This window comes from Nocardioides marmotae (genome assembly GCF_013177455.1).
GTDB lineage: Bacteria > Actinomycetota > Actinomycetes > Propionibacteriales > Nocardioidaceae > Nocardioides > Nocardioides marmotae.
Window position 1 is genome coordinate 377439 of sequence record NZ_CP053660.1, and the last position, 23703, is coordinate 401141.

Annotated in this window: 21 protein-coding genes; 19 read left to right on the plus strand and 2 right to left on the minus strand. The window is 72.9% G+C overall.

Annotated features, from left to right (window positions below; translation table 11 throughout):
- The first annotated feature begins 3 nt into the window (after window positions 1-3).
- The 11 genes from tilS to HPC71_RS01785 all read left to right on the plus strand — a co-directional run bounded on the left by tilS (window position 4) and on the right by HPC71_RS01785 (window position 14229).
- Window positions 4-1014, plus strand: coding sequence for a tRNA lysidine(34) synthetase TilS (gene tilS / locus HPC71_RS01735; protein ID WP_154613468.1), 1011 nt, complete (start codon window positions 4-6; stop codon window positions 1012-1014).
- Window positions 1015-1186: 172 nt separating this feature from the next.
- A complete protein-coding gene (locus tag HPC71_RS01740; protein WP_154613470.1) occupies window positions 1187-6649 on the plus strand; it encodes a carboxypeptidase regulatory-like domain-containing protein in 5463 nt (1820 codons plus the stop codon).
- A gap of 117 nt (window positions 6650-6766) precedes the next feature.
- Window positions 6767-7318, plus strand: coding sequence for a hypoxanthine phosphoribosyltransferase (hpt, locus tag HPC71_RS01745; RefSeq protein ID WP_154613471.1), 552 nt, complete (start codon window positions 6767-6769; stop codon window positions 7316-7318).
- Between the two features lie 100 nt (window positions 7319-7418).
- Entirely contained in the window at window positions 7419-9506 is a 2088-nt protein-coding gene (ftsH, locus tag HPC71_RS01750) for an ATP-dependent zinc metalloprotease FtsH (RefSeq protein ID WP_171895995.1), read from the plus strand.
- The gene (gene folE, locus HPC71_RS01755; protein ID WP_154612879.1) at window positions 9503-10123 is read left to right on the plus strand and encodes a GTP cyclohydrolase I FolE; all 621 of its coding nucleotides are present in this window, start codon (window positions 9503-9505) and stop codon (window positions 10121-10123) included. Before ftsH ends, folE begins: the two co-directional genes overlap by 4 nt.
- 8 nt (window positions 10124-10131) lie before the next feature.
- On the plus strand, window positions 10132-11022 hold the full coding sequence (gene folP / locus HPC71_RS01760) for a dihydropteroate synthase (RefSeq protein WP_459426290.1): 891 nt from the start codon (window positions 10132-10134) through the stop codon (window positions 11020-11022).
- A complete protein-coding gene (gene folB, locus HPC71_RS01765) occupies window positions 11019-11387 on the plus strand; it encodes a dihydroneopterin aldolase (RefSeq protein WP_154613473.1) in 369 nt (122 codons plus the stop codon). Before folP ends, folB begins: the two co-directional genes overlap by 4 nt.
- Window positions 11380-11949, plus strand: a complete 570-nt coding sequence (gene folK, locus HPC71_RS01770) for a 2-amino-4-hydroxy-6-hydroxymethyldihydropteridine diphosphokinase (protein ID WP_171895996.1) — start codon at window positions 11380-11382, stop codon at window positions 11947-11949. The genes folB and folK overlap by 8 nt, the downstream gene beginning before the upstream one ends.
- Window positions 11946-12440 (plus strand): DUF3180 domain-containing protein, encoded by a 495-nt coding sequence (locus HPC71_RS01775; protein ID WP_171895997.1) that lies wholly within the window; start codon window positions 11946-11948, stop codon window positions 12438-12440. Before folK ends, HPC71_RS01775 begins: the two co-directional genes overlap by 4 nt.
- Before the next feature lie 102 nt (window positions 12441-12542).
- Window positions 12543-13082 carry a hypothetical protein gene (locus HPC71_RS01780; RefSeq protein ID WP_253943864.1) on the plus strand — a complete coding sequence of 180 codons (540 nt, stop codon included), beginning with the start codon at window positions 12543-12545 and terminating at the stop codon, window positions 13080-13082.
- Between the two features lie 52 nt (window positions 13083-13134).
- Window positions 13135-14229, plus strand: coding sequence for a GNAT family N-acetyltransferase (locus HPC71_RS01785; protein ID WP_216656509.1), 1095 nt, complete (start codon window positions 13135-13137; stop codon window positions 14227-14229).
- Between the two features lie 17 nt (window positions 14230-14246).
- Here the strand turns inward: HPC71_RS01785 and HPC71_RS01790 are convergent, their stop codons facing one another.
- Entirely contained in the window at window positions 14247-15272 is a 1026-nt protein-coding gene (locus HPC71_RS01790; RefSeq protein WP_284438250.1) for an ABC transporter ATP-binding protein, read from the minus strand.
- Window positions 15273-15276: 4 nt separating this feature from the next.
- Here HPC71_RS01790 and HPC71_RS01795 point away from each other — a divergent pair, with 4 nt between their 5' ends.
- The 3 genes from HPC71_RS01795 to HPC71_RS01805 are packed head-to-tail and all read left to right on the plus strand — an operon-like array spanning window position 15277 to window position 17724.
- On the plus strand, window positions 15277-15993 hold the full coding sequence (locus tag HPC71_RS01795; protein WP_216656510.1) for an ABC transporter permease: 717 nt from the start codon (window positions 15277-15279) through the stop codon (window positions 15991-15993).
- The gene (locus HPC71_RS01800; RefSeq protein ID WP_154613476.1) at window positions 15990-16718 is read left to right on the plus strand and encodes an ABC transporter permease; all 729 of its coding nucleotides are present in this window, start codon (window positions 15990-15992) and stop codon (window positions 16716-16718) included. The genes HPC71_RS01795 and HPC71_RS01800 overlap by 4 nt, the downstream gene beginning before the upstream one ends.
- Before the next feature lie 55 nt (window positions 16719-16773).
- Window positions 16774-17724: an ABC transporter substrate-binding protein gene (locus HPC71_RS01805; protein ID WP_154613478.1), complete on the plus strand. Its 951-nt coding sequence runs from the start codon at window positions 16774-16776 to the stop codon at window positions 17722-17724.
- 3 nt (window positions 17725-17727) lie between these two features.
- Here the strand turns inward: HPC71_RS01805 and HPC71_RS01810 are convergent, their stop codons facing one another.
- A complete protein-coding gene (locus tag HPC71_RS01810; RefSeq protein ID WP_154613480.1) occupies window positions 17728-18846 on the minus strand; it encodes a glycosyltransferase family 2 protein in 1119 nt (372 codons plus the stop codon).
- A gap of 34 nt (window positions 18847-18880) precedes the next feature.
- Between HPC71_RS01810 and HPC71_RS01815 the strand changes: the two genes are divergently transcribed.
- The 5 genes from HPC71_RS01815 to panD all read left to right on the plus strand — a co-directional run bounded on the left by HPC71_RS01815 (window position 18881) and on the right by panD (window position 23700).
- A complete protein-coding gene (locus tag HPC71_RS01815; protein WP_195849475.1) occupies window positions 18881-20044 on the plus strand; it encodes a sulfotransferase family protein in 1164 nt (387 codons plus the stop codon).
- Window positions 20041-20967, plus strand: coding sequence for a glycosyltransferase family A protein (locus tag HPC71_RS01820; protein WP_171895998.1), 927 nt, complete (start codon window positions 20041-20043; stop codon window positions 20965-20967). Before HPC71_RS01815 ends, HPC71_RS01820 begins: the two co-directional genes overlap by 4 nt.
- 431 nt (window positions 20968-21398) lie before the next feature.
- Entirely contained in the window at window positions 21399-22352 is a 954-nt protein-coding gene (locus HPC71_RS01825; RefSeq protein WP_154612887.1) for a Rossmann-like and DUF2520 domain-containing protein, read from the plus strand.
- Entirely contained in the window at window positions 22349-23281 is a 933-nt protein-coding gene (gene panC, locus HPC71_RS01830; protein ID WP_154613481.1) for a pantoate--beta-alanine ligase, read from the plus strand. Before HPC71_RS01825 ends, panC begins: the two co-directional genes overlap by 4 nt.
- Complete coding sequence (panD, locus tag HPC71_RS01835) at window positions 23281-23700, plus strand: aspartate 1-decarboxylase (protein WP_154612889.1); 420 nt, start codon at window positions 23281-23283, stop codon at window positions 23698-23700. Before panC ends, panD begins: the two co-directional genes overlap by 1 nt.
- Window positions 23701-23703 lie beyond the last annotated feature (3 nt).

Genomic DNA, 23703 nt, shown 5'->3' on the forward strand with positions numbered 1-23703 from the left:
CTGATGGCGCTGCACCCCGCCGTCGCGGCGGTGCGTCGCGGCGTGCGCGCCGCCCTCGCGCCGCTGCCACCCGGCGTACCCGTCGTCGTGGCGTGCTCCGGCGGCGCGGACTCCCTCGCGCTGCTCGCCGCGACCCTCTTCGAAGGGCACAAGGCCGGCCTGCGGGTGGTCGGCGCGGTCGTCGACCACGGGCTCCAGGACGACTCGGCCGCGCACACCGCCCGGGTCGTGGACCAGATGGCCGCCCTCGGCGCCGACGAGACGCTCTCGGCGCGGGTCCAGGTCGACCCCGCCGGGCTCGGCATGGAGGCCGCCGCACGGCGGGCGCGGTACGCCGTCCTCGAGCAGGTCGCCGCCCACGTCGCCACCCAGGCCGGCACCTACGTCGGCGCTGGCGAGGGCCCGGCGCGCGTGCTCCTCGGCCACACCCGCGACGACCAGGCCGAGACCGTCCTCCTCGGGCTGGCGCGCGGGTCGGGCGGCCGGTCGCTGGCCGGGATGCGCCGCGCCTTCGGGCCGTTCGTCCGCCCGCTCCTAGACGTCACCCGCGACGACACCGTCACCGCCTGCCAGGTCGAGGGCATCGCCTTCTGGGACGACCCGCACAACGCCGACCCCGGCTACGCAAGGGTCCGCGTCCGCCGCACCGTCCTGCCGGTGCTCGAGGACCAGCTCGGCCCCGGCGTCGCCGCCACCCTGGCCCGCACCGCCGACCAGGTCCGCCACGACGTCGACCACCTCGACGACCTCGCCGAGGCCCGGCACGCCGCCCTGGCCGGGCCCGACGGGTCCCTCCCCGTCGACGCGCTCCTCGCCGACCACCCCGCGATCCGCCACCGCGTCCTGCGCCTCGCGGCCCTCGCCGCCGGCGCCCCCGCCTCGGAGCTCTTCCACGAGCACGTGCTCGGCCTCGACGCCCTCGTCACCTCCTGGCACGGCCAGAAGTGGGTCGACCTCCCCGGCCACCTCCGCGCCCGCCGCGTCGACGGCCGGATCGTCATCACCCCCGCCTGACGGCAGCAGCGGGCCTCCCGCGCCTCCCGACCCCAGGCTCTGGTTGGCCCATCCGGAACTCCGTTCCCGCCGCAGGTGGTCGGAACGGGTGGTTCTGCGCGAGAGACGTCCTCGAAAGTAAAGAGCGGCCCTACGTTCCGCTCACTCGTCTCTTCTCACCCATGGGGCTGCCATGAGCTTCAACCCGGTACGCCGGCCCGCCATCGTCCTTCTCGCCTTATTGGCGCTCGTCCTGTCCGGCCTGGCCTTCTCGCCCGGCGTCGCAGCTGTAGACGCTGACGTCTCGGCGATGCTCACCGGTCGCGTGCTCGACGAAGGTGGTCGACCCGTCGAGGGAATGGTCGTCACGGCCGCGCCTCCGAGATCCACGACCCCAGCGGCGACCGCGAAGAGCCGAGCCGACGGCGGTTTCGAGCTCGCCGTGGGCGGCGGCCTGTATGTCGTGGCGGCGAGCGACCCCGACGGGACCTACGCCGAGACCCTCTACCGGGGCGGCGAGCCGGTGGAGGTGGGCGCCGGCGCGACGAAGGTCCTGGAGCCGATGACGATGCGTGACGTCCAAGGGTCGAGCTGGGGACGGGTTCGCGGGCTCGTGGTGGACGCCGGAGAACGACCGGTCTCAGGGATCACCGCACTGGCGTACGAGTCGGACGAAAGCAGGTTCCCGGTCGGACGCGGCCAGTCGAACTGGCACACCCAGTACGGGAACCATGAGGAGACCGGGGTCTACACGATCGATCTGCCCGAGGGGACGTACAGCATCGCTTTCGAGACGTCAGAGCTGGACGAGCTGGTCTGGTACGGCGGAGGCAAGGACGTCGTGGTCGAGGTGAAGGCTGGGCAAACCACCGAGCTCAACGGCACCATGGTCGCCCCCCGGCCCTGGGACACGGGCATCGAGCTTTCCGGGCGGGCAATCGGGCCCGATGAGAAGCCGTTGCGTGGGGGTGTTCCGCTCACGCTGTTCCAGCGGTATCCCAGCGGGACCAGCTTCCTTTTCCGTGACACTACGACGACCGCGGCTGACGGGACTTACTCGTTCGACGATGCCCCGACGGACCGCCTGCTGACGGTCTGCATCGAGCTAGGGGGATCGGATTGGTCATGTCTCGGGAGCCGGGATCTCGTCAGCGCTGACTACTTCCGGATCCCGGTTGGCTCCAAGTCCTTCGAAGCGCCGGGAACTGTGCGTGACCCTCGTGTCGAGGTGACGGCGCGGGTGGTGGAGATGGACGGCTCGCCGGTCGCGAACGAAACCATCAGCTTGGTCCCCGTAGCGGGACCCGGGCAGCAGTACCACGCGTTCAGCGACGGCGACGGCCGCATGGCGTGGGAGGGGGTCGTGCCTCGCGGCAGGTACGTGCTGTGCGCGGTTCGGCACGCTCCACACGCGTGCATCGCGGGCCAGGCGAACGCCTCAGAGGTGCCGTTCGACATCCCCGTCGACCAGACCAGCTACGAGGCCCCCGACCTCGTGCTCGGGCGGAGCGCGGTGGTCGTGACGGGCCGAGTGGCGGGATCGAGTGGCATCCCGTTCTCGAATGCGCAGGTCATTCTCTTCAAGCTGGCGGGAGGCGGCTACGAGCACGCGGGGTACGGCACGGCCGGTCCCGACGGGTCGTACCGCATCGCAACGACGGCGGGGGGCGGCACCTACACGGTCTGCGCCATGATGCCCATGTCTCGCTGCCTCGGAGGCGCGGGAGACCCGGCTCGAGCGGCGACGTTCGAGGCCGCCGCTGGCTCCCGGATGTCGGGCAAGGACATCGACCTCGGTCCGGGGGTGCCTGTGCGAGGCGAGGTGACGCTAGACGGGGAGCCGGCCCAACTGGGGTGGGTCCAGCTCTATTCCGTCGGCGAGAACACTGATGGAAGCAGCTATGCAATCCCCCGCCACGGCGCTGAGGTGGTTGCCGGGAACTACGAGCTGACGGCTTTCGAGACCGGGCAACCGCTCACGGTGTGCGTGCAGGACCCGAGCCGTTCGCAGGTATGCCTGGGCGGCGTCGACCAGCCGGCCGCCGCCGACACCTTCACGGTGCGTGCCGGCTCCGACGGGTACGACGTCGGCGAGGTGATCCGCCTGACGTCGGCTCCGTCGTGCGACGGCGCTGTGCTGACGACCGGCGCGATCAGTCTCGGCATGACGTGCGACGGCTCGCTGGGATCGGACGGTGTCGGCCTGCGGCTGGACGAGACGGGACACGACGCAGTGATCCCGGGTTGCGTGTGCGAAGGATGGGGCGTCGGTGATGCCAAGACGCAGTCGTGGGGCGGGTCGCACCGTGAGTCCGGAAGCACCAACATCACGAGGTCGAGCCTGCAGATCGTCCGTGGTGGTGCCGGTGTCGCGACCGGGGCGTCGTCGACCGTCCGGGTCGGACGTCAGTTCGAGGTGACCCACACCTACGCACCGTCGGTCCGTCCCAACGTCTTCAATGTGGCCGTCAGGGTGAAGAACATCGGTTCCGCTCCTGCTGACCTGCGGTACCGGCGAGTGGTCGACTGGGACGTGGCTCCCACGCAGTTCAAGGAGCTGGTCTCGGTCGAGAACGTCCGCGCCCCCGAGCTGGTCTTTGCATCGAACGACGGTTTCGCGTCGGTGAACCCATTCGCAGGCAAGACCGATCGAGGTGCCCGTGGACGGTTCGACCGCGTAGGCCCGAAGGACCACGGTGCGCTTCTCGACTTCGACCTCGGACGGTTGCCGGCCGGCGAGACCAAGACGTTCTACGCGCTCTACGGGGCAGCGAAGACCGAGGAGCTCGCGATCGACGACCTGCGACTGCTCGGCGCGCGGGCGTGGACCCTCGGCCAGGCCAGCGGTGACGCGAGCACGAAGGACACCTTCTTCTTCGCGGTCAGCGGTGAAGCCACGATCCCGTTGCCCAACGCGCAGCCGCAGGCCGCACCGGACTCGCTGACGGTTCGCAACGGTGGTGGAGGCTGGGTTGACGTGCTGTTGAACGACACCGATGAGGACGGTGACGTGCTGCGGCTCGGCACCGTGACCCAGCCTCAGCACGGCACGGCCGGCTGCGGCGCTGAGGGTTGCTGGTACCAGCACGATGGGAGCGAGGCGACCGAGGACAGCTTCACCTACGTTGTTGCCGACGGCCGAGGCGGGTTCGACCGAGGAACGGTCGCAGTGACGATCGAGCCCGCGAGCGCTCCGAAGGCTTGGTTGTATGCCGACGGGCGCGCCCGGCTGAGTGGTGTGCCCCGGGCCGGGGAGCCGGTGTCTGTGGAGGCCTCCTGGTTCGCTCAAGGCGGGCAGGGGGGCGACGAGCCGACGTCCGTCGTGCCGGAGGACGTCGAGTACACCTGGTATCTGGACGGTGTGCAGCAGGACGAGCACACGGCCGAGTTCACCCCGGCAACCGGGGACGAGGGGAAGTACCTCGAGGTGGCCCTCGTCGCGAAGAAGGACGGTTACTGGGACGGCTACACCTGGGCCGGCGACGTTATCCGTGGCCAGGACTTCAAGGAGATCCCGCTGGCGGTGACCGTGGTCACCGGGCAGGGGAACGATCAGAAGGCCGTGGAGGGCGCCTGGACCTACGCGTGTGATGTCCAGGGCGGCCGTTGCTACGAGGGTCGCTCCTCGGCCGACGGCACGACCACGATCCGCATCCCCGCCGGCAAGGCGTCGTACGACGTCTGGACGTACCCGCCGGACGGTTCGCTGTTCTCCGCCCACCGACGTCTCGACGTCGACGAGGAGTCCGACGGACCGACCCTGCTGGTGACCCTCACCGGGCCCAAGCCGGTTCCGCCGGCTGCCGACCCGGGTCCCGGCTTCACCCAGACGACCGGACAGCCCCCGACCGGTTTCGCCGGCACGCCGGCAACGGTCGTGCTGACCGACTGCACCGTCGATGCAGGGACTGTGCCGAGCTGGACAGTGGAGTTCGCCAACGGCTCTCCGTCCATGAACGGAGTTCTCAAGGCGGGTGCGGTGGGGACCTACACGGCGGAGATCCCGCCGTTCACCTCCTCGGGCCAGGCGACCTTCTCGACGAACGTCGTGTGCGGCTCGGGCGAGACCGACGAGGTCGAGTTCTCCATCTACATCGACCCGAGCGGCTTCGTCACCAACCAGTACGGCGTGCCGATCGCTGGTGCAACGGTCACCCTCGAGCGCTTCGTCAACGGAGCGTTCGTCGCCGTGCGCGACGAGGATGCCGCCGTCATGGACCCGGACGTCAACGACCAGAACCCGTCGAGGACGGACCCGACCGGGTACTTCCGGTGGGACGTGGCGCCCGGCACCTACCGGGTCGAGGCTGCCAACACGGGGTGCGCGACGATGACCAGCCCGGCGATGCAGGTCCCGCCGGAGCGGGTCGACCTGCTGCTCAAGATGACCTGCAGCACCGGGGCGGCGGCGTCGACGCCGACGCCGCTCACCGGGCCGAAGGTCACGGGTGACACGAAGGTCGGGAGCAAGCTGACCCTGACCGACGGCACCTGGTCGAACGACATCGCGCAGGCGTCGGTCGCGTGGCTCCGCGACGGCACCCCCACCGGGGTGACCACGAAGGAGTACACGCTTTCTGCGGCGGACCAGGGCAAGAAGATCACCGCCCGGGTCACGGCGCGACGTCCGAACAAGGTGCAGGAGAACGGGTCCGGCCAGGTCGTCACCTTCGAGCCGTTCACCGTCGATATCGACACCAACGTGCCGGCTGCGCCGGGCACGCCGGGTGGCGGCGGAGGCGGTGGCGGCGGTGGCGGCAGCACCGCCCTCGTGGCCACGGCCGACCCGACCATCACCGGGACCGCCAAGGTCGGCCGGAAGCTGACGGCGAGCCCGGGCACGTGGAACGGCACGGACCTGACGTACTCCTACGCGTGGTCGCGCGGCGGCACGCTCATCGCCGGGGCCACCGGCGCGGAGTACGTCGCGACCGCCGATGACGTCGACCAGGCGATCACGGTGACGGTGACGGCCAGCAAGACCGGTCTGACCGACGGCACGGCGACCAGCGCGGCGGTCACCGTCGCGAAGGGCGACGCGCCGACGGCGACGACGCCGCCGGCGATCACCGGGGACGCGGAGCCGGGCGGGACGCTGCGCGTCTCGAGCGGCACGTGGAGCGAGCCGGGCGTGGCGTTCGCCTACCAGTGGCTGGTGGACGGCGCACCCGTGAGCGGCGCGACCGGCACGTCGTACGACGTGCGGCCGGGCGACGCGGGCACGCAGGTCTCGGTCCGGGTCACCGCGACCAAGGCCGGGTACGGCGCCGGGTCGGCGACGACGGAGGCCGTCACGATCGACGACGCGCCGCCGCCGGTGACCCAGGCCGGGTCGACCACCTCGGCGACCCTCGCCAAGGACGTCGTGCGGGCCGGCAAGCGGGCGAAGCTGCTGGTCCGCGTGGCGCTCGACAACGGCAAGCCGCCGCTGGGCCGGCTGGTCGTGCGGGTCGACGGCCGGCGGGTCTCGGAGATCGCGCTGACCAGGCGCGCCGGCGGCCGGGCGGCCCTGAGCCTGCCGAAGCTGGCGGTGGGCAAGCACACCGTCCGCGTCCGCTACCTCGGCAACGCCGCGGCGAGGGCGTCCTCCTCGGCGAGGCTGAGGCTGGTGGTGAAGCAGAAGCGGAGCAGCAGGCCGATGCCGTCGATGTTCTGACGGCCGGTGCGTGATCGAGGGGCGGGGGTGCGTGCACCCCCGCCCCTCGTACGTCCTGCACACCACCCCGGGCGCCCCCGCCCGAGCCCCCTGGGGCCGGCGGAATACGCTGCACCCATGGACGCTGCTGACGTGTCGGACGACCTGCTCAACGTGCTCTACACCGAGGCCCAGATCCAGGACCGGATCAAGGAGATGGCCGCCGACATCGAGCGCGACTACGAGGGCAAGGAGCTGCTGATCGTCGGCATCCTGCGCGGCGCGGTGATGGTGATGGCCGACATGGCCCGCAGCTTCCACCGCCACATCGAGATGGACTGGATGGCGGTCTCCTCCTACGGCTCGGGCACGAAGTCCAGCGGCGTGGTGCGCATCCTCAAGGACCTCGACACCGACATCAGCGGCCGCCACGTGGTCATCGTCGACGAGATCATCGACACCGGGCTGACGCTGTCCTGGCTGACCTCGAACCTCAGCAGCCGCAACCCCGCCAGCGTCGAGATCGCCACCCTGCTGCGCAAGCCGGAGGCCCTCCAGATGCCGGTCGACGTCAAGTACGTCGGCTGGGACATCCCCAACGAGTTCGTGGTCGGCTACGGCCTCGACTACAAGGAGCGCTACCGCAACCTCCGCGACATCGGGACGCTGGCCCCGCACGTCTACTCCTGATCTCTTTCTGAAGAGTGCCTGAGCAGGGCGGACCGGCCCTGCTCCCCGTTGCCGCGGACCTGTACCGTCAGAGGTTCAAGTCGAGCGTCGGAAGAAGCCTGTGAAGCGGATATTCAAGGGTCCTTGGATCTGGATCGTGGTCGCCGTGGTCGGCGTCCTGCTGGCCCTGCAGTACCTCGCGCCCAACGGCGGGTACGACGAGATCGACACCTCCCAGATGGAGGAGTACATCGCCAACGGCGATGTCAAGGACATCACGTTCATCGACGGGGACCAGAAGATCGAGGCCACCCTCGACGACGGGGTCCGCTCCGACGGCGACAAGGTGATGACCCACTACGTGCTGGGTCAGCAGGTCGACATCATCGACGCCGTCGACGAGCAGCTCGCCGAGGGCACGATCGAGAAGTCGAACTCCGAGAACCCCCAGCCCAGCCTGCTCGGCTCGATCCTCGCGACGCTCCTGCCGTTCGCGCTGATCATCCTGCTCTTCCTGTTCTTGATGAACCAGGTGCAGGGCGGCGGTGGTCGCGGCGTCATGCAGTTCGCCAAGAGCCGCGCCAAGCTGATCACCAAGGACATGCCGAAGACGACGTTCAGCGACGTCGCCGGCGCCGAGGAGGCCATCGAGGAGCTCGGCGAGATCAAGGAGTTCCTCCAGGAGCCGGCGAAGTTCCAGGCCGTCGGCGCCAAGATCCCCAAGGGCGTCCTGCTCTACGGCCCCCCGGGCACCGGCAAGACGCTGCTCGCCCGCGCGGTGGCCGGCGAGGCCGGCGTGCCGTTCTACTCCATCTCCGGCTCCGACTTCGTCGAGATGTTCGTCGGCGTGGGCGCCAGCCGCGTCCGCGACCTGTTCGAGCAGGCCAAGGAGAACGCCCCGGCGATCGTCTTCATCGACGAGATCGACGCCGTCGGCCGCCACCGCGGCGCCGGCATGGGCGGCGGTCACGACGAGCGCGAGCAGACGCTGAACCAGCTGCTGGTCGAGATGGACGGCTTCGACGTCCGCGGCGGCGTCATCCTCATCGCCGCGACCAACCGCCCCGACGTGCTCGACCCCGCGCTGCTGCGCCCGGGCCGCTTCGACCGCCAGATCCAGGTCGACGCCCCCGACCTCGCCGGCCGGCACCAGATCCTCCAGGTCCACAGCCGCGGCAAGCCGATGTCGCCCGACATCGACCTGCTCTCGGTCGCGCGTCGTACGCCGGGCTTCACCGGCGCCGACCTGGCCAACGTCCTCAACGAGGCGGCTCTGCTGACCGCCCGGAGCAGCCAGAAGCTGATCACCGACCAGGCGCTCGACGAGGCGATCGACCGCGTCATCGCGGGCCCGCAGCGCCGCACCCGGCTGATGAGCGAGAAGGAGAAGCTCATCACCGCCTACCACGAGGGCGGCCACGCCCTCGTCGCGGCGGCGCTCCCGGGCACCGACCCGGTCCACAAGATCACGATCCTCCCGCGCGGGCGTGCGCTGGGCTACACGATGGTGCTGCCCGACGAGGACAAGTACTCCCAGACCCGCTCGGAGATGCTCGACAAGCTCGCCTACATGCTCGGTGGCCGGGCGGCCGAGGAGATGGTCTTCCACGACCCGACCACCGGCGCCGGCAACGACATCGAGAAGGCGACCGGACTCGCCCGGGCGATGGTCACCCAGTACGGCATGACCGAGCGTCTCGGCGCGATCAAGCTCGGCGAGACCCAGGGCGAGCCGTTCCTGGGCCGCGACATGGGCCACTCGCGCAACTACTCCGAGGACGTCGCCGCGATCGTCGACGAGGAGACCAAGAAGTTCCTCGCCGAGGCGCACCAGGAGGCCTTCGACATCCTCGAGGAGAACCGCGACGTCCTCGACGCGCTGGTGCTCGCGCTCCTCGACAAGGAGACCCTGGACAAGGCCGAGGTGGCCAAGATCTTCGAGCCGCTGCGCCGCCGGGCCCCGCGCCCGGCGTGGACCGGCTCGCCGACCCGCAACCCCTCGGCGATCCCCCCGATCGAGATCCCGCAGGAGATCCGCGACCGTGCCAAGGCCAACGGCACCGTCGGCGCCACCGAGGAGGGCGGCTCGATCGTGACCCCGCCCGGCCCCGGCGGCGACGTGCACGGCGGCCCCGGCGGCGGCCCGGTCGGACCGGTGGAGCCCCCGATGCCGCCGTCCCCGGGCTCCTACCGGGACGGGCAGGCATGATCGACCGGGTGAGCGAGGTCGAGCGGGACCCCTCCGAGGTCCCACCGTTCGACCACACCCGGGCCGAGGCGGCCGTGCGCGAGCTGCTCATCGCGATGGGGGAGGACCCCGACCGCGAGGGGCTGCGCGAGACGCCGGCCCGCGTCGCCCGCGCTTACGCCGAGGTCACCTCCGGGCTGCGGCTGCGGCCCGAGGACGTCTTGTCCACCACCTTCGACATCGGCCACGAGGAGATGGTGCTGGTCCGCGACATCGAGCTGTGGTCGATGTGCGAGCACCACCTCGTGCCGTTCACCGGGGTCGCCCACGTCGGCTACATCCCGGCGGAGACCGGCAAGATCACCGGGCTGTCCAAGCTGGCCCGCCTCGTCGACGTCTACGCCCGTCGCCCGCAGGTCCAGGAGCGGCTGACCACCCAGGTCGCCGACGCGCTCGTCGAGATCCTCGAGGCGCGCGGCGTCGTCGTCGTCATCGAGGCCGAGCACCTGTGCATGACCATGCGCGGCGTGCGCAAGGCCGGCGCCCGCACGATCACCTCGGCGGTCCGTGGCAGCTTCCTCACCGATCCCGCGACCCGCGCCGAGGCGATGGCGCTGATCCGCGGCGGCACCCGCTGAGCGCAACGGTGACCGCCCCGACCCCGCGCCCCCCGGCGTCCGCGGCCGGCGGGCTCTTCGTGCCCCTCGGCCGCCCCCGCGTGATGGGCATCGTCAACGTCACGCCCGACTCCTTCTCCGACGGCGGGCGGTACGTCGAGCCCGACGCCGCCGTCGCCCACGGCCGCCGGCTGCTCGCCGAGGGCGCCGACGTGCTCGACATCGGCGGGGAGTCCACCCGCCCGGGCGCGACCCGGCCGCTGGTCTCCGAGGAGCTCGACCGGGTCGTCCCGGTCATCCGCGAGCTCGCGCGCGACGCGGTGGTCTCGGTCGACACGATGCGCGCCGAGGTCGCCGAGGCCGCGCTCGAGGCCGGCGCCACCATCGTCAACGACGTCTCCGGCGGCCTCGCCGACCCGCGGATCCTCGCCGTCACCGCCGCGGCGGACGCGGTGTACGTCGCCATGCACTGGCGCGCGCACAGCACCCGGATGGCCGACTTCGCGACGTACGACGGGCCGGGCGGCGTCGTCGGCACGGTCGCCGCGGAGCTGGCCGAGCGGCTCGAGGCGGTCCTGGCCGCCGGGATCGACCCCGCCCGCGTCGTGCTCGACCCCGGGCTGGGCTTCGCCAAGCGCGGCGAGCACAACTGGGAGCTGCTGCGCGACCTCGACCCGATCACCGCGCTGGGCCAGCCCGTGCTGGTCGGCGCGAGCCGCAAGTCCTTCCTCGGCCACCTGCTCGCCGACGAGGCAGGCACCCCGCGACCGGTCGAGGACCGCGAGCACGCCCACACGGCGGTCGTCATGCACCTGGCCCGGCAGGGGGTGTGGGGGGTCCGGGTGCACGACGTCCGGGCCGCGCACGACGCCCTCGCCGTGGTCGACGCGCTGGCCCGCCCGGCCCAGGAGGAACGTTGACCGACGAGATATCCGTCACCGGCATCGAGTGCTTCGCCCACCACGGTGTCCTCGACTTCGAGCGGCGCGACGGCCAGACCTTCGTCGTCGACCTCACCCTCGGCGTCGACACCGCCCCGGCGGCCGCGAGTGACGACTTGCACGACACCGTGGACTACGGAAGTCTCGTCGCGGCGGTCACGACCGCCGTCCAGCAGGATCCGGTCGACCTGATCGAGACCCTCGCCCAGCGCATCGCGGACGTCTGCCTCGCGGACGGCAAGGTCGAGTGGGCGCGGGTCACGGTGCACAAACCGGACGCACCCGTCGACGCGACGTTCGCCGACGTCGCAATCACCATCACCCGGAGGGCCCCCCGTGACTGAGACCCCCAACCCGCACATCATCGACGCGGACACCCTCACCGGGGAGATGCGGCCGATCCGTCGTGCGGTCCTGGCCCTGGGGTCCAACCTCGGTGAGCGGATGGCGGCCCTGCAGGGAGCGGTCCACGCGCTCGCCGACACCCCCGACGTGTGGGTCACCTCCGTCTCGCCGGTCTACGAGACCGAGCCGGTCGACTCCCCGGCGGGAGCCAAGCCCTACCTCAACGCCGTGGTGCTCATCGACACCACGCTGGCCGCCACGCGCCTGATGGACCGTGCGCTGGCGATCGAGGACGCCTTCGAGCGCGAGCGCGGCGAGGTCCCGAACTCCCCGCGCACCCTCGACGTCGACCTGATCGTCGTGGGCGACCGCCGCAGCGACGAGCCGAGCCTCCGGCTCCCGCACCCCCGCGCCCACGAGCGCGCCTTCGTCCTCAAGCCGTGGTTCGACCTGGAGCCCGACGCCGAGCTGCCCGGGCACGGCCCGATCAGCGAGCTGCTGGCCGGCATCGGCACCGACGGGATCGCGGTCCGCGAGGACCTGCGGCTCGAGGTCGAGTGAGCGACCCGCTCGGCACTCCCGGATCGCCGGAGGAGCCGGGCGGGAACCTGCGCCCCACCTCGCCCGCCGCGCTGGCGGGCTGGGTCGTCGCCGGCCTGGTGCTGGGCTGGCTCGTGCACCCGGTCGCCGACCGGTACGGCACCGCGCCGATCGTGACCTGGGCCCAGCCGCTCGCGCTGGTCCTGGTGGTGGCGATCCTCGCCGCGACCGCCTGGGTGACCCACCGGCAGGTCCACGTGCGCCGCGAGCGGCTCGACCCGCAGCAGGCGGTCAACCGCCTGGTACTGGCCCGGGCCTGCGCCTACGTCGGGGCGCTGGTGGCCGGCGGCTACCTCGGGTACGCCGTGTCCTGGCTGGGCATCCCCGCCGAGCTCGCCGAGCAGCGGGCCTGGCGCTCGGCCGCCGCGGCACTCGCCGGCGCCGGTGTGGCGGGGGCCGCGTTGCTGCTGGAGCGCGCGTGTCGCGTCCGGTCCGACGACCCGGCCCCCTAACCTGCTGACATGGCTTCCCCTTCGGCACCTTCGGCAACACCGGCCACATCGGTCACCTCCGCCTCGCGCCGTCGGCAGCGCTCGACGCGGCTGACCGTCGCCGTGACGCTCCTGGTCCTCGCCGCGGTCGTCGTGGCCGGTGCGCTGGCCACGGGGTCGTGGGCGCTGACCGCGATCGCCGCCGTCGCCGCCGTCGTCCTCGGGGCGGCCGCCACCCGGATCACCCACGCCGAGCTCGCCCAGTCGCGCCGCGACGCCGCGCGGGACCGCGCCGAGCAGGCCCAGGCCTACCGCCGGATGAGCGAGGAGCGGGCCGCCGAGCACGCGACGTACGTCGCCGCGGTCGAGCAGCGCATCGCCGATCGCGAGGCCAGCATCGCCGACCTCGAGCAGGGGCTGACCGCCGCCCAGCAGCGCGTCGCCGACGCCATGCGCAAGGTCGGGGTCGAGGCGCGCCGCGCCGACGCCTCGGAGCGCGCCCGCACCGAGCTCGCCGCCGACCTCGAGGCCGCCGAGGAGCGCGCGGCCGAGGCGATCGTGCGGATGGCCGAGCTGGAGCAGGAGGTCGACGTCCTGCGCGCCGAGCTCGAGGTCGTCACCACCGCCTGGCAGCGCGCCGAGGCGGTCCGCCAGCGGGCGTGATGCGTACCCCGTGGGGGTTTGCCCTCCTGGGCTTCCGGGACACTTGTCCTTCGTGATCCCAGAGGACTCCCGGTTCGAGAACGACCCCGAGGAGCTCGTGGCGCAGGCGCCCGGACTCCCGAGCGGATGGGAGGTCGCGAGCCCCGACCCGAGTGATCGGTTCGACGTCGCCCGGCTCACCCACCTGCTGCGGGCCCACGAGCGGCACGGCCGCGGCTGGGCCGGCGCCGGCGTCGACGACGTCCTCGTCGAGGTCTCCGAGCACGGCCTGCGGATGCGGCAGAACGTCGTCGTCCGCGACGCCGACGGCGAGATCCGCGCCTGGGCCAGCGCCCACGACCGCGCCGCCGGCCGGATGCTCTTCGTGCACATCGTCGAGCGCGACCTGCCCGAGCAGGTCGCCCGGGCCTGCTCCGACGTGCTCTTCGAGTGGGCCGTCGGCCAGGCCAAGGTCCTCGGCGCGGCCCGCGGGCTGGAGACCCAGCAGATCGACACCGGCGCCTTCGCCGACGACGAGCGCCAGCACGCCTGGCTGGCCGCCGCCGGCTTCGAGCGGGTGCGCACCTGGTGGCAGATGAGCCGCCCCGTCACCGCCGACGAGGCCGACCTGGTGCCCGCCCCGGGGCGCTGGGAGGACGAGGACAAGGGCGTGGTCTTCCGCCGGGTCCGCCGCGCGTCCGAGGGCGGCATGCCCGACGCCGAGGACCTGCGCAAGGTCCACGAGGTGCTCGAGGGCGCCTTCGTCGACCACTTCAACCACCACGAGGAGACCTTCGAGGAGTTCGTCCACCGGCTCCGCGAGGACCCCGGCCACCGCTGGGACCACTGGTGGCTCGCCGAGCTCGTCGAGGACGGCGGCCGCACCCCCGTCGGCACCCTCGTCGGCGCGGTCTCCGAGAGCACCGGCGGCGCGCCGGACGGCTCGTACGTCGAGTACCTCGGCGTCCTCGAGGCCGCCCGCGGCCGCGGCGTCGCCAAGGGCCTGCTCCGCACGATCATCGCGGACGCCGCCGCCCGCGGCCGGGACCGCGTCGGCCTCGAGGTGGACGCCGACTCCTCCACCGGCGCCGACGGGCTCTACACGTCCATGGGCTGGGTGACGAAGTACGTCACCGAGTCCTGGCACCTCGACGTCCCCGTCGACTGAGCCGATCCTCCGCGGGCTCAGTCAGGAGCGGTGCTGCCGGTGTCCTCGGCGGGGGAGAGCGAGGCGCGCAGCGCCCGGTGCACGCCGTCGGGGGTCAGCACGCCGAGCATGACCGGACCGCGACGGACCGCGACCATCCCGCGGTCGCTGCGCAGCATCGCGGCGAGCGCCTGCTCGAGGGTCGCGCCGACCTCGATCGCCGCGCCGAGGTCGCCGATCCGCACGCCGTCGACCGGGTCGAGCAGGGCGGGGTCCACCGGGGTGACCGAGAGGCGCCGCAGGCCGCGCTCGGAGCCGACGAAGTCGGCCACGAAGTCGTCGGCGGGGCGGGCGAGCAGCTCGGCGGGGGTGGCGTGCTGGGCGAGCCGGCCGCCCGCGGCGAACACCGCGACCCGGTCGCCCATCCGGACCGCCTCGTCGATGTCGTGGGTGACCAGCACGACGGTCTTGCCCAGGTCGCGCTGGAGCCGGCGGAACTCGTCCTGCAGCCGCACGCGCACCACCGGGTCGACCGCGCCGAACGGCTCGTCCATGAGCAGCACGGGAGGGTCGGCGGCCAGCGCCCGGGCCACGCCGACGCGCTGGCGCTGACCGCCGGAGAGCTGGTGGGGGTAGCGGTCGGCGTACGTCGCCGGGTCGAGGCCGACCAGCTCGAGCAGCTCCAGGGCCCGCGCCCGGGCGGCGGCCCGTGACCCGCCGGAGAGCAGCGGCACCGTCATCACGTTGGTGAGGATCTTCTGGTGCGGGAAGAGCCCCACCTGCTGGATGACGTAGCCGATGCCCCGGCGCAGCTTGACCGGGTCCTCGCCGGTGACGTCGCGCCCGTCGATCTCGATGCGGCCCGTGGTGGGCTCGATCAGCCGGTTGATCATCTTCAGCGTCGTGGACTTGCCGCAGCCCGACGGGCCGACCAGGCACAGCAGCTCCCCGGCGGCCACCTCGAGATCGACCGCCTGCACGGCGACCGTCCCGTCGGCGTACGTCTTGCCGACACCCGAGAGCCGGATCATCGTGGTTGCGCCCGCGGTGCCGGTAGCGTCCATGCGCGTGACAGTACTGGCGGCGGCCGCGCCGGCAGCCGAGCCGAGCTGCTACAGCCGCCTGCGCAACGAGTGGTTCTGCCTGGACTACGTCACCGACCGGCGGGAGGAGATCCTCGACGCCGCGGGCGAGCACCTGACGATCACCGTGCTCGCGGTCGCGCTGGGGGTGGCGCTCGCCGTCCCGCTGGCGCTCCTGGCCCGGCGGCTGCCGCGGCTGGAGTCGACGGCGCTGGGGCTGAGCACCGGCCTCTACACGATCCCCTCGATCGCGCTCTTCCCGCTGCTCGTGCCCTTCACCGGGCTGACGATGACCACCGTGGTCATCGGCCTGGGCCTCTACGCGCTGACCGTGCTGGTCCGCGCGTTCCTCGAGGGGCTGCGATCGGTCCCCGAGGACGTGCGCGAGGCCGCCCGCGGCCTGGGGTACGGCGCCGGGCGGCTGCTCGTGCGCGTCGAGCTGCCCCTGGCCCTGCCGGTGGTGGTCGCCGGCCTCCGCGTGGCGACGGTCTCCACCGTCGCGCTGACCACCGTCGGCTCGCTGGTCTCCTACGGCGGGCTCGGCAACCTCATCCGCGACGGCGTGACCACGAACTTCCGGGCCGAGCTGCTCGTCGCCTCGGTGCTCTGCGTGGTCATCGCCTTCGCCCTCGACGCGTTGCTCGTGCTGGGCCAGCGCGCGCTGACCCCGTGGACCCGGGCGGCCGGGGGTGCGCGTCGATGAGGGTCCTCACCGACGCCTGGGACTACCTGCTGGCCGCCTCGAGCTGGACCGGCGACGGCGGCATGCTCGAGCTGCTGCTCCAGCAGCTGCTGCTCACGGTGACCGCGCTGGTGCTGGCGCTGGCCGTGGGCCTCCCGGTGGCGCTCGGGCTGGGCCACCTCGGCCGCGGTGGCTTCCTCGCGGTCAACATCTCCAACATCGGCCGGGCGGTGCCGACCTTCGCGCTGCTGGCGGTCCTGGTCACCCTCGACTGGCCGGGCTATGAGTCCTTCGGCCCCTACGGCCGCGCCGGCGTGGCGACCCTGCTGGCGCTGACCCTCTTCGCGCTGCCCCCGATCATCACCAACGGCTACGTCGCGGTGCGGGAGGTCCCCTCCGACGTCCTGGAGGCCGCCGACGGCATGGGGATGACCGGCGCCCAGCGATTCTGGCGGGTCGAGCTGCCCCTGGCGCTGCCGCTCGTGCTCTCCGGCGTACGCCTCGCGCTCGTGCAGGTCTGGGCGACCGCGACCATCGCGGCGCTGGTCGCCGGGCCCGGGCTGGGCCGGGTGATCACCGACGGTTTCTACCGCAGCCAGTACGGCCAGGGCATCGCCGGCGCGCTGGTCGTGGCCGCCGTCGCGCTGCTGCTGGAGCTGGCCGCGGCCGCCGCCGAGCGGTTCGCCGCCCGGGAGCGTCGGGACCCGCTGGGTACCGTGTCGCAGGGACTGCGCCCGGCCGGGTGAGGCCTGCCCATCCGGACACGCGCGGCGGGGCCGCGGGACACAGAAGGACCACCTCATGCAGGTACGACGCTCACTGGCCGCCGCGCTCGCGGCGGGCTCGCTCCTCCTCGCCGGCTGCGCCGGGGACGACCTCTCCGAGGACGCTGCGAACGACGACGACTCCACGCCCGCGGCCAGCGCCGGCGGGCCCGTCAACATCTCGGGGCAGAACTTCCCCGAGGCCACCCTGGTCGCCTCGATGTACGAGCAGCTGCTCGAGGACGCCGGCTACGACCCGACCGTGCGCCTGGTCGACTCCCGCAGCGTCTACATCGAGACCTTCCCCGGCGACGTCGACGTCGTGCCGGAGTACGTCGGCGGCATCGTCAACGAGCTCAACGCCCGCAAGCTGGGCGACCAGGCCGAGCCGTTCACCGCCGGGGACGGCAAGGAGCTCGCCGAGCAGGGCTCCGACCTGCTCGAGGAGCAGGGCATCACCCTCCTCGACGTCTCCGAGGCCACCGACACCAACGCCTTCTTCGTCACCCAGGAGTACGCCGAGGAGAACGGCGTCACCAAGCTCTCCGACCTCGAGGGCACCTCGGTCGTGCTGGCCGCCGCCCCCGACTGCGAGGGGCGGCTGGACTGCGAGGGCGGCCTGGTCGACGAGTACGGCATCGACGTCACCAAGGTGCTGCCGCTCGGCTTCGCCAGCGACCAGACCTACCAGTCGGTGCTCGACGGCGAGTCGCAGCTGGGCCTGACCAGCACCACCGACGGCACCTTGGAGTCGCAGGGCCTGGTGGTCCTGGAGGACGACAAGGCGATCCAGCCGGCCCAGAACCTCGTGCCCGCCGTCTCGAGCGCGTTCCTCGAGGAGCACCCCGACGTCGCGGAGAAGCTCAACGAGCTGATGGCTGCGCTGACCACCGAGAACCTCACCGAGCTCAACGGCCGCATCGCCGTGGACCGGGAGAAGCCCGAGGACGTCGCCCGCGAGTTCCTCGAGCAGGAGGGGCTCCTCTGACGCTCAGGCCTCGTGCGGACGCAGCTCCAGGGCCGCGGGTGCGACGGTGCGCAGGTCGATGACCGGCACGTCGATCCGCGGCCCGGTGGGCGTCGGGACGCGCGGCAGCGGCCCGCCGTACGACCGGACGTAGGCCACGACGGCCGCGGCGTCCTCGCGCCGCCCCTGCTCGACCAGCCACCCCACGAGCCGGTAGGCCGGGGTCAGCCCGGAGTGGGTGAGCGAGCGGGCGCCGTACATCTGGAGCACGCCGGCGCGCAGCAGCTCCCACCACTCATCGGAGCAGCCGGGGATCTCGGCGAAGTAGCGGTGCAGGTCGCCGGCCAGGACGCGGTCGCGGAAGACGCGGGTGACCTTGGCTGAGCCGTACGCCTCGACGCTGGCCAGCGCCATCTGCTTGGTGGCCCAGCGGTCGCGGAGGTCGGCGAGGGAGGAGCGCTGCTGGGTGATCGAGCTGCCGTCGTGGCGGATCCGCCAGTGGTAGACCACCTCGGGGATCACGCCGAACCGCCGGGCGCGCAGGTAGGCGTCGGTCGTCGTCGGCTGGTCCTCGTAGCGCACGCCCTCGGGCCAGGAGAGGCCGGCGCCCTCGTAGAAGTCGCGGCGGAACAGCTTGTTCCAGGCGAAGACGTCGCCGAGGATCTCCGGCTGGTGGTCGATCACCAGCGCCGAGCGGGTGGCGTGCAGCCGGCGCATCCACGGCAGCTGGGCGAGGGAGTCGCCCTCCCAGCGGGCCACCGAGCCGGTCACGAAGTCGCTGCCGGTGCGGCGCAGCTGCCGCAGCAGTGCGGCGTACGCCCCGGGCGGCACGACGTCGTCGGAGTCGGCGAAGGCCACCAGGTCGCCGGTCACGTGGCGCAGGCCCTCGTTGCGGGCCGCGCCGAGCCCGCGGTTGGTGGTGTGCACCACGCGGACCCGCGGGTCGCGCTCGGCGTAGGAGTCCGCGATCGCCCCCGAGCCGTCGGGGGATCCGTCGTCGACGACGACCACCTCGAGGTCCAGGCCCTTGGCCTCCTGGGCGAGCACGCTGTCCAGGCAGGCGGGGAGGTAGGCCTCGACGTCGTAGACCGGGACGACCACGCTGACGCGGGCGCGGCGGCGTGCCCACGGTTGCAGCTGCATGGCCCGAGGGTAGTGAGCGATAGGCTCCTCGGTCGTGAGTGCCCCCGCAGCGCAGCCGCCCGTGGACCCCTCGGCCGTGGACCCGACCGACTACCCGCGCAAGGTCCTCTTCGTCGCCGGTGCCGGACGCAGCGGCACCAGCACGATGGCCGGGTTGATGCAGATCCTCGGACTGCACGTCCCGCAGCCCGAGGTCGCCGCCGACGAGACCAACCCCAAGGGGTTCGGCGAGCCGGCCTGGGCCGTCGAGCACCACGACCGCCTCCTCAAGGAGGCCGGCGTGCAGGTCAGCGACTCCCGGCCCGACGCGTGGTTCGAGACCGGCCGGGTCTCCACCCGCGAGAAGGAGCGGATCACCACCGCCGAGTGGCTGGAGTCGCACTTCGCGGTCAGCAGCGAGCTGGTCGTCAAGGACCCGCGCCTGGCCTGGTTCCTCTCGCTGTGGCGCGTCGCCGCCGTCCGCACCGGCGCGACCCCGGTCTTCGCGACGATGCTCCGCCCGCCGGCCGAGGTCGTCGGCAGCAAGCAGACCTACTACAAGAACCGGCTCGGCTCCGCGCACCTCGCGGCCTCCTGGCTCAACATGCTGCTCCACACCGAGCGCGCGACCCGCGCCTCCGCCGAGGCCGGCGCGGCCGGGGCCGACGGCCCCGTCGACGGCAGCGCGCGGGTCTTCGTCCGGTACGGCGACCTCCTCGACGACTGGACCCGCACCTGCATGCATGCCGGGGAGACCCTCGGCCTCCAGCACGTCCTGCACGCCCGCAGCGAGCAGATCCGCGACGGCCACCGCTTCGTGGACCCCTCCCTGCGCCGCGTCACCCAGTCGCTGGAGGACCTCGGCCTGCCCAAGCGCCTCCACGACCTGACCGCCGACACCTGGGCGGAGCTGAACAAGCTCGCCGACCCCGGCGGCGACACCCCCGAGGTGCACCGCACGCTCGACCAGCTGCGCGAGGCCTACGTCGAGCTCTACGAGGAGTCCGAGGCCATCTCGCGCTCCTCGGTGGTCGCCGCCGAGCAGCGGGTACGCCGCGAGCTCAAGGGCCGCGCGCCAGCCGGCCGCCCCGGAGCGAGCCCGGCCCCGGCCGCGCCCGCCGGCGACCTCGCCGACCGGCTCCCGCACGGGCTGCGCGCGGCGATCCCGCCGTCGGTGCGCCGCGGCCTGCGCAAGGCCGTCGGCAAGACCCGCTCGTGACCGCGCACCTGGGCCGGACCGGCCTGAGCAACCTCGAGGGCCACACCGACTACGACATCACCTGGCCCTGGGCACGGCCCGAGGGGCTGCGCCCGGGCACCACCGCGGTGCTGCGGGTCAAGGACGAGGCGCCGTCGCTGCCGTTCGTGCTCCCGCCGCTGTTGCGCGCCTGCGACCACGTGCTGGTCGTGGACAACGGCTCCACCGACGGCACCCCCGACGTGGTCCGCGAGACCGCCGAGCGGCACGGCCGCGCGGACCGGCTCACGCTCACGTCGTACCCCTTCGCGGTCGCGCGCGCCGGCGCCGAGCACCTCGCCGTCCACGAGCTGTCGGTGCACTCGCTGTCGTACTTCTACAACTGGTGCTTCGCCCAGGTCGGCACCCGCTACTCCTGGAAGTGGGACGGCGACATGGTGCTGACCACCGAGGGCGAGGTCTCCATCGCGGACCTGTCCTGGCAGGTCGGCGACGTGCAGACGATCGTCCGCGTGCCACGGCACCCGCTGTTCCTCGCCTCGGACTCCCTCGCCTACCTCGACCTCGGCCTGCGCAACGCCGAGGAGTGGGGCTTCCCGATCGGCCCGGACTTCGTCTACACCAAGGCCTTCGAGTGGGAGATCCGCACGACCCCGGAGGACGTCCGGTCCATCGGGCTGCCCTTCGGGCTGTGCGTGGAGCTGAAGTACCTCGACGGCGACGAGTTCGCCCACTGGACCGACCCGTCCTCCTTCGCGACGTCGTGGCGCAACAAGCGCAAGCGGCGCGAGTGGGAGGTCTTCAACGCCCTGCGCGAGGGCACGGTCCCCGCCGGCGTCGTCCGCATCGAGGCCCCCGCCGGGACGCACGTCGTCGACCACGTCACCCACGAGTGGCTGCCGCACGCGCCGCGCCCGCTCGACGTGGGCCCCCAGCGCCGCTAGCCCCGGCCCAAGCCGCTGGTTGAGCAGCGAAGGCCGCCAAGGCCTGAGCGTGTCGAAACCCGGCGAGCCGACTGCGGCCTGGACCACTGGTGGGGCGGGGCCTGCGGCTCCCGCCGGGCGGGCAGGCCCGGTCTACCAGGCCTGCGCTCGTGCCTCGCTCCGGCCCGCCAGACCCAACCACGACCGGGCCTGCCCGCCCGTCGTCCGCCTCCGGCCCCGACCGCCCGGGCCGCCGTGGCCCAGGTCACGCGGGCAGCCATTCCCCGCAGGACCGGACCGGCGTACGGTTGCCCGCGCTGGACCGGCCGCGAGGCGGGTACAGCGACTCACCACCAGGACACGAGCACACCGTCTGGTACCCACACCGGCCCACGGACCCGAGCAACCGGGCGAGCGGGTGGTCGGAGGGACTGGAACGAAAGGTTCGAACCATGACGCACCGACCCCTCGGGGTGGGCGTGGTCGGCGCTGGTCGCGTCGGCGCCGTCCTCGCCGCTGCCCTCCGCGCTGCCGGCCACCCCGTGGTCGCCGCCGCCGGCGAGTCCGACGCCTCCCGCGCGCGCATCGCCGCGCTGCTGCCGGACGTGCCGATCGAGAAGCCGACGGCCGTCGCGCGCGCTGCCGACGTGCTGCTGCTGACCGTGCCGGACGACATGCTCGGCAACGTGGTCGCGATGCTGACCGCCAGCGGCGCGATCCGCGAGGGCCAGTACGTCGTGCACACCTCGGGCCGGCACGGCCTCGCCGTCCTCGAGCCGGCCCGCGAGGCCGGCGCCCGCGTGGTCGCGATGCACCCGGCGATGACCTTCACCGGCACCGCCCTGGACCTCGAGCGGCTCGGCGGCTGCGTCTTCGGGCTGACCGCCGGCGCGGGGGAGCGGGCCGTCGCCGAGGCGCTCGTCGCCGACCTCGGCGGGCGCCCGATGTGGGTGCCCGAGGAGATGCGCACGCTCTACCACGCCGGGCTCGCCCACGGCGCGAACCACCTGGTCACCCTGGTGACCGAGGCGATGGAGATGCTGGCCGCGGCCGGCGCCGACGACCCGTCGGGCACGCTGCGCCCGCTGCTGACTGCCGCCCTCGACAACGCCCTCGCCCACGGCGACGCCGCGCTCACCGGGCCGATCGTCCGCGGCGACGCGGGCACGGTCGAGGCCCACCTCGAGGACCTGCTGGCCAACGCGCCCCAGACGGTGGCGTCGTACGTCGCCATGGCCCGCGCCACGCTCGACCGCGCCGTCACCGACGGCCGGCTCCTGCCGATCCGCGCGCTGAAGATCCACGACCTGCTCGCCCGCGCCTCCGTCGCGGCCGCGACCCCGACCACCACCCTCGCGCCGGTCGTCCCCCCGACCGTCGTGGACCGGACCACGCACCTGCGATGACCACCTCCCTCCCCGTCCTCGCGTCCACGCGCGAGGAGCTCTCCACGCTGCTCGCCGACGCCCGCCGCTCCGGGCTCCGCGTCGGCCTCGTCCCGACGATGGGCGCCCTGCACGAGGGGCACGCCAGCCTGATGCGCGAGGCGCGCGACCGGGTCGGCGACGGCCCCGTCGTGGTCTCGGTCTTCGTCAACCCGCTGCAGTTCGGCGCCGGCGAGGACCTCGACCGCTACCCCCGCACCCTCGACGCCGACCTGGAGGTGTGCGCCCGCGAGGGCGTCGACGTGGTCTTCGCGCCGAGCGTGGAGGAGGTCTACCCCGGGGGCGACCCGATGGTGACCGTCGAGCCGGGCCCGCAGGCCGAGGTCCTCGAGGGCCGCAGCCGTCCCGGCCACTTCCGCGGCGTGCTCACCGTGGTCGCCAAGCTCTTCGGCCTGGTGCGCCCCGACGTCGCGGTCTTCGGGCAGAAGGACTACCAGCAGCTCGCCCTGATCCGCCGGATGGCCGAGGACCTCTGCCTCGGCGTCGACGTCGTCGGGGCCGAGACGGTCCGCGAGGCCGGCGGGCTGGCGCTGTCCAGCCGCAACCGCTACCTCGACGAGGAGCAGCGGCTCGAGGCGCTCGCCCTCAGCCGCGCGCTGCGCGCCGCGCAGGAGGCGGCGGCGTACGGCGTCGGCCCGGCGCTGGACGCCGCCCGCGCCGAGCTGCGGGCCGCCCACGCCGTCGACCTGGACTACCTCGAGGTCACCGCCCCCGACCTCTCCCCGCTGCCCGACCCCGTCCCGCCCGGCACCGTGGCGCGGGTGCTCGTCGCCGCCCGGGTCGGCACCACCCGTCTCATCGACAACATGCCGCTGGTCCTCGGGCACCCCGAGGGCCGGCCCGACCACGAGCCCGACCACGAGCCCGACCACCAGCAGGGAGAGCGTTGATGCTCCGCACGATGATGAAGAGCAAGATCCACCGGGCCACCGTGACCCAGGCGGACCTCCACTACGTCGGGTCGGTGACGGTCGACCAGGACCTGCTCGACGCCGCGGACCTGCTGCCCGGGGAGCTGGTCCACATCGTCGACATCACCAACGGCGCGCGGCTGGAGACCTACACGATCGCCGGCGAGCGCGGGTCCGGCGTCATCGGCATCAACGGCGCCGCCGCCCGGCTGGTCCACCCCGGCGACCTGGTCATCCTCATCGGCTACGGCCAGATGGAGACCGCCGAGGCCAAGGAGCACCAGCCGCACGTGGTCTTCGTCGACGCCGAGAACAAGATCATGGCCACCGGCTTCGACCCGGCCGAGACCTTCGGCGGGGCCGGTCTGGTCCGCGGCGACGCCACCGCGGCCCGCTAGCCT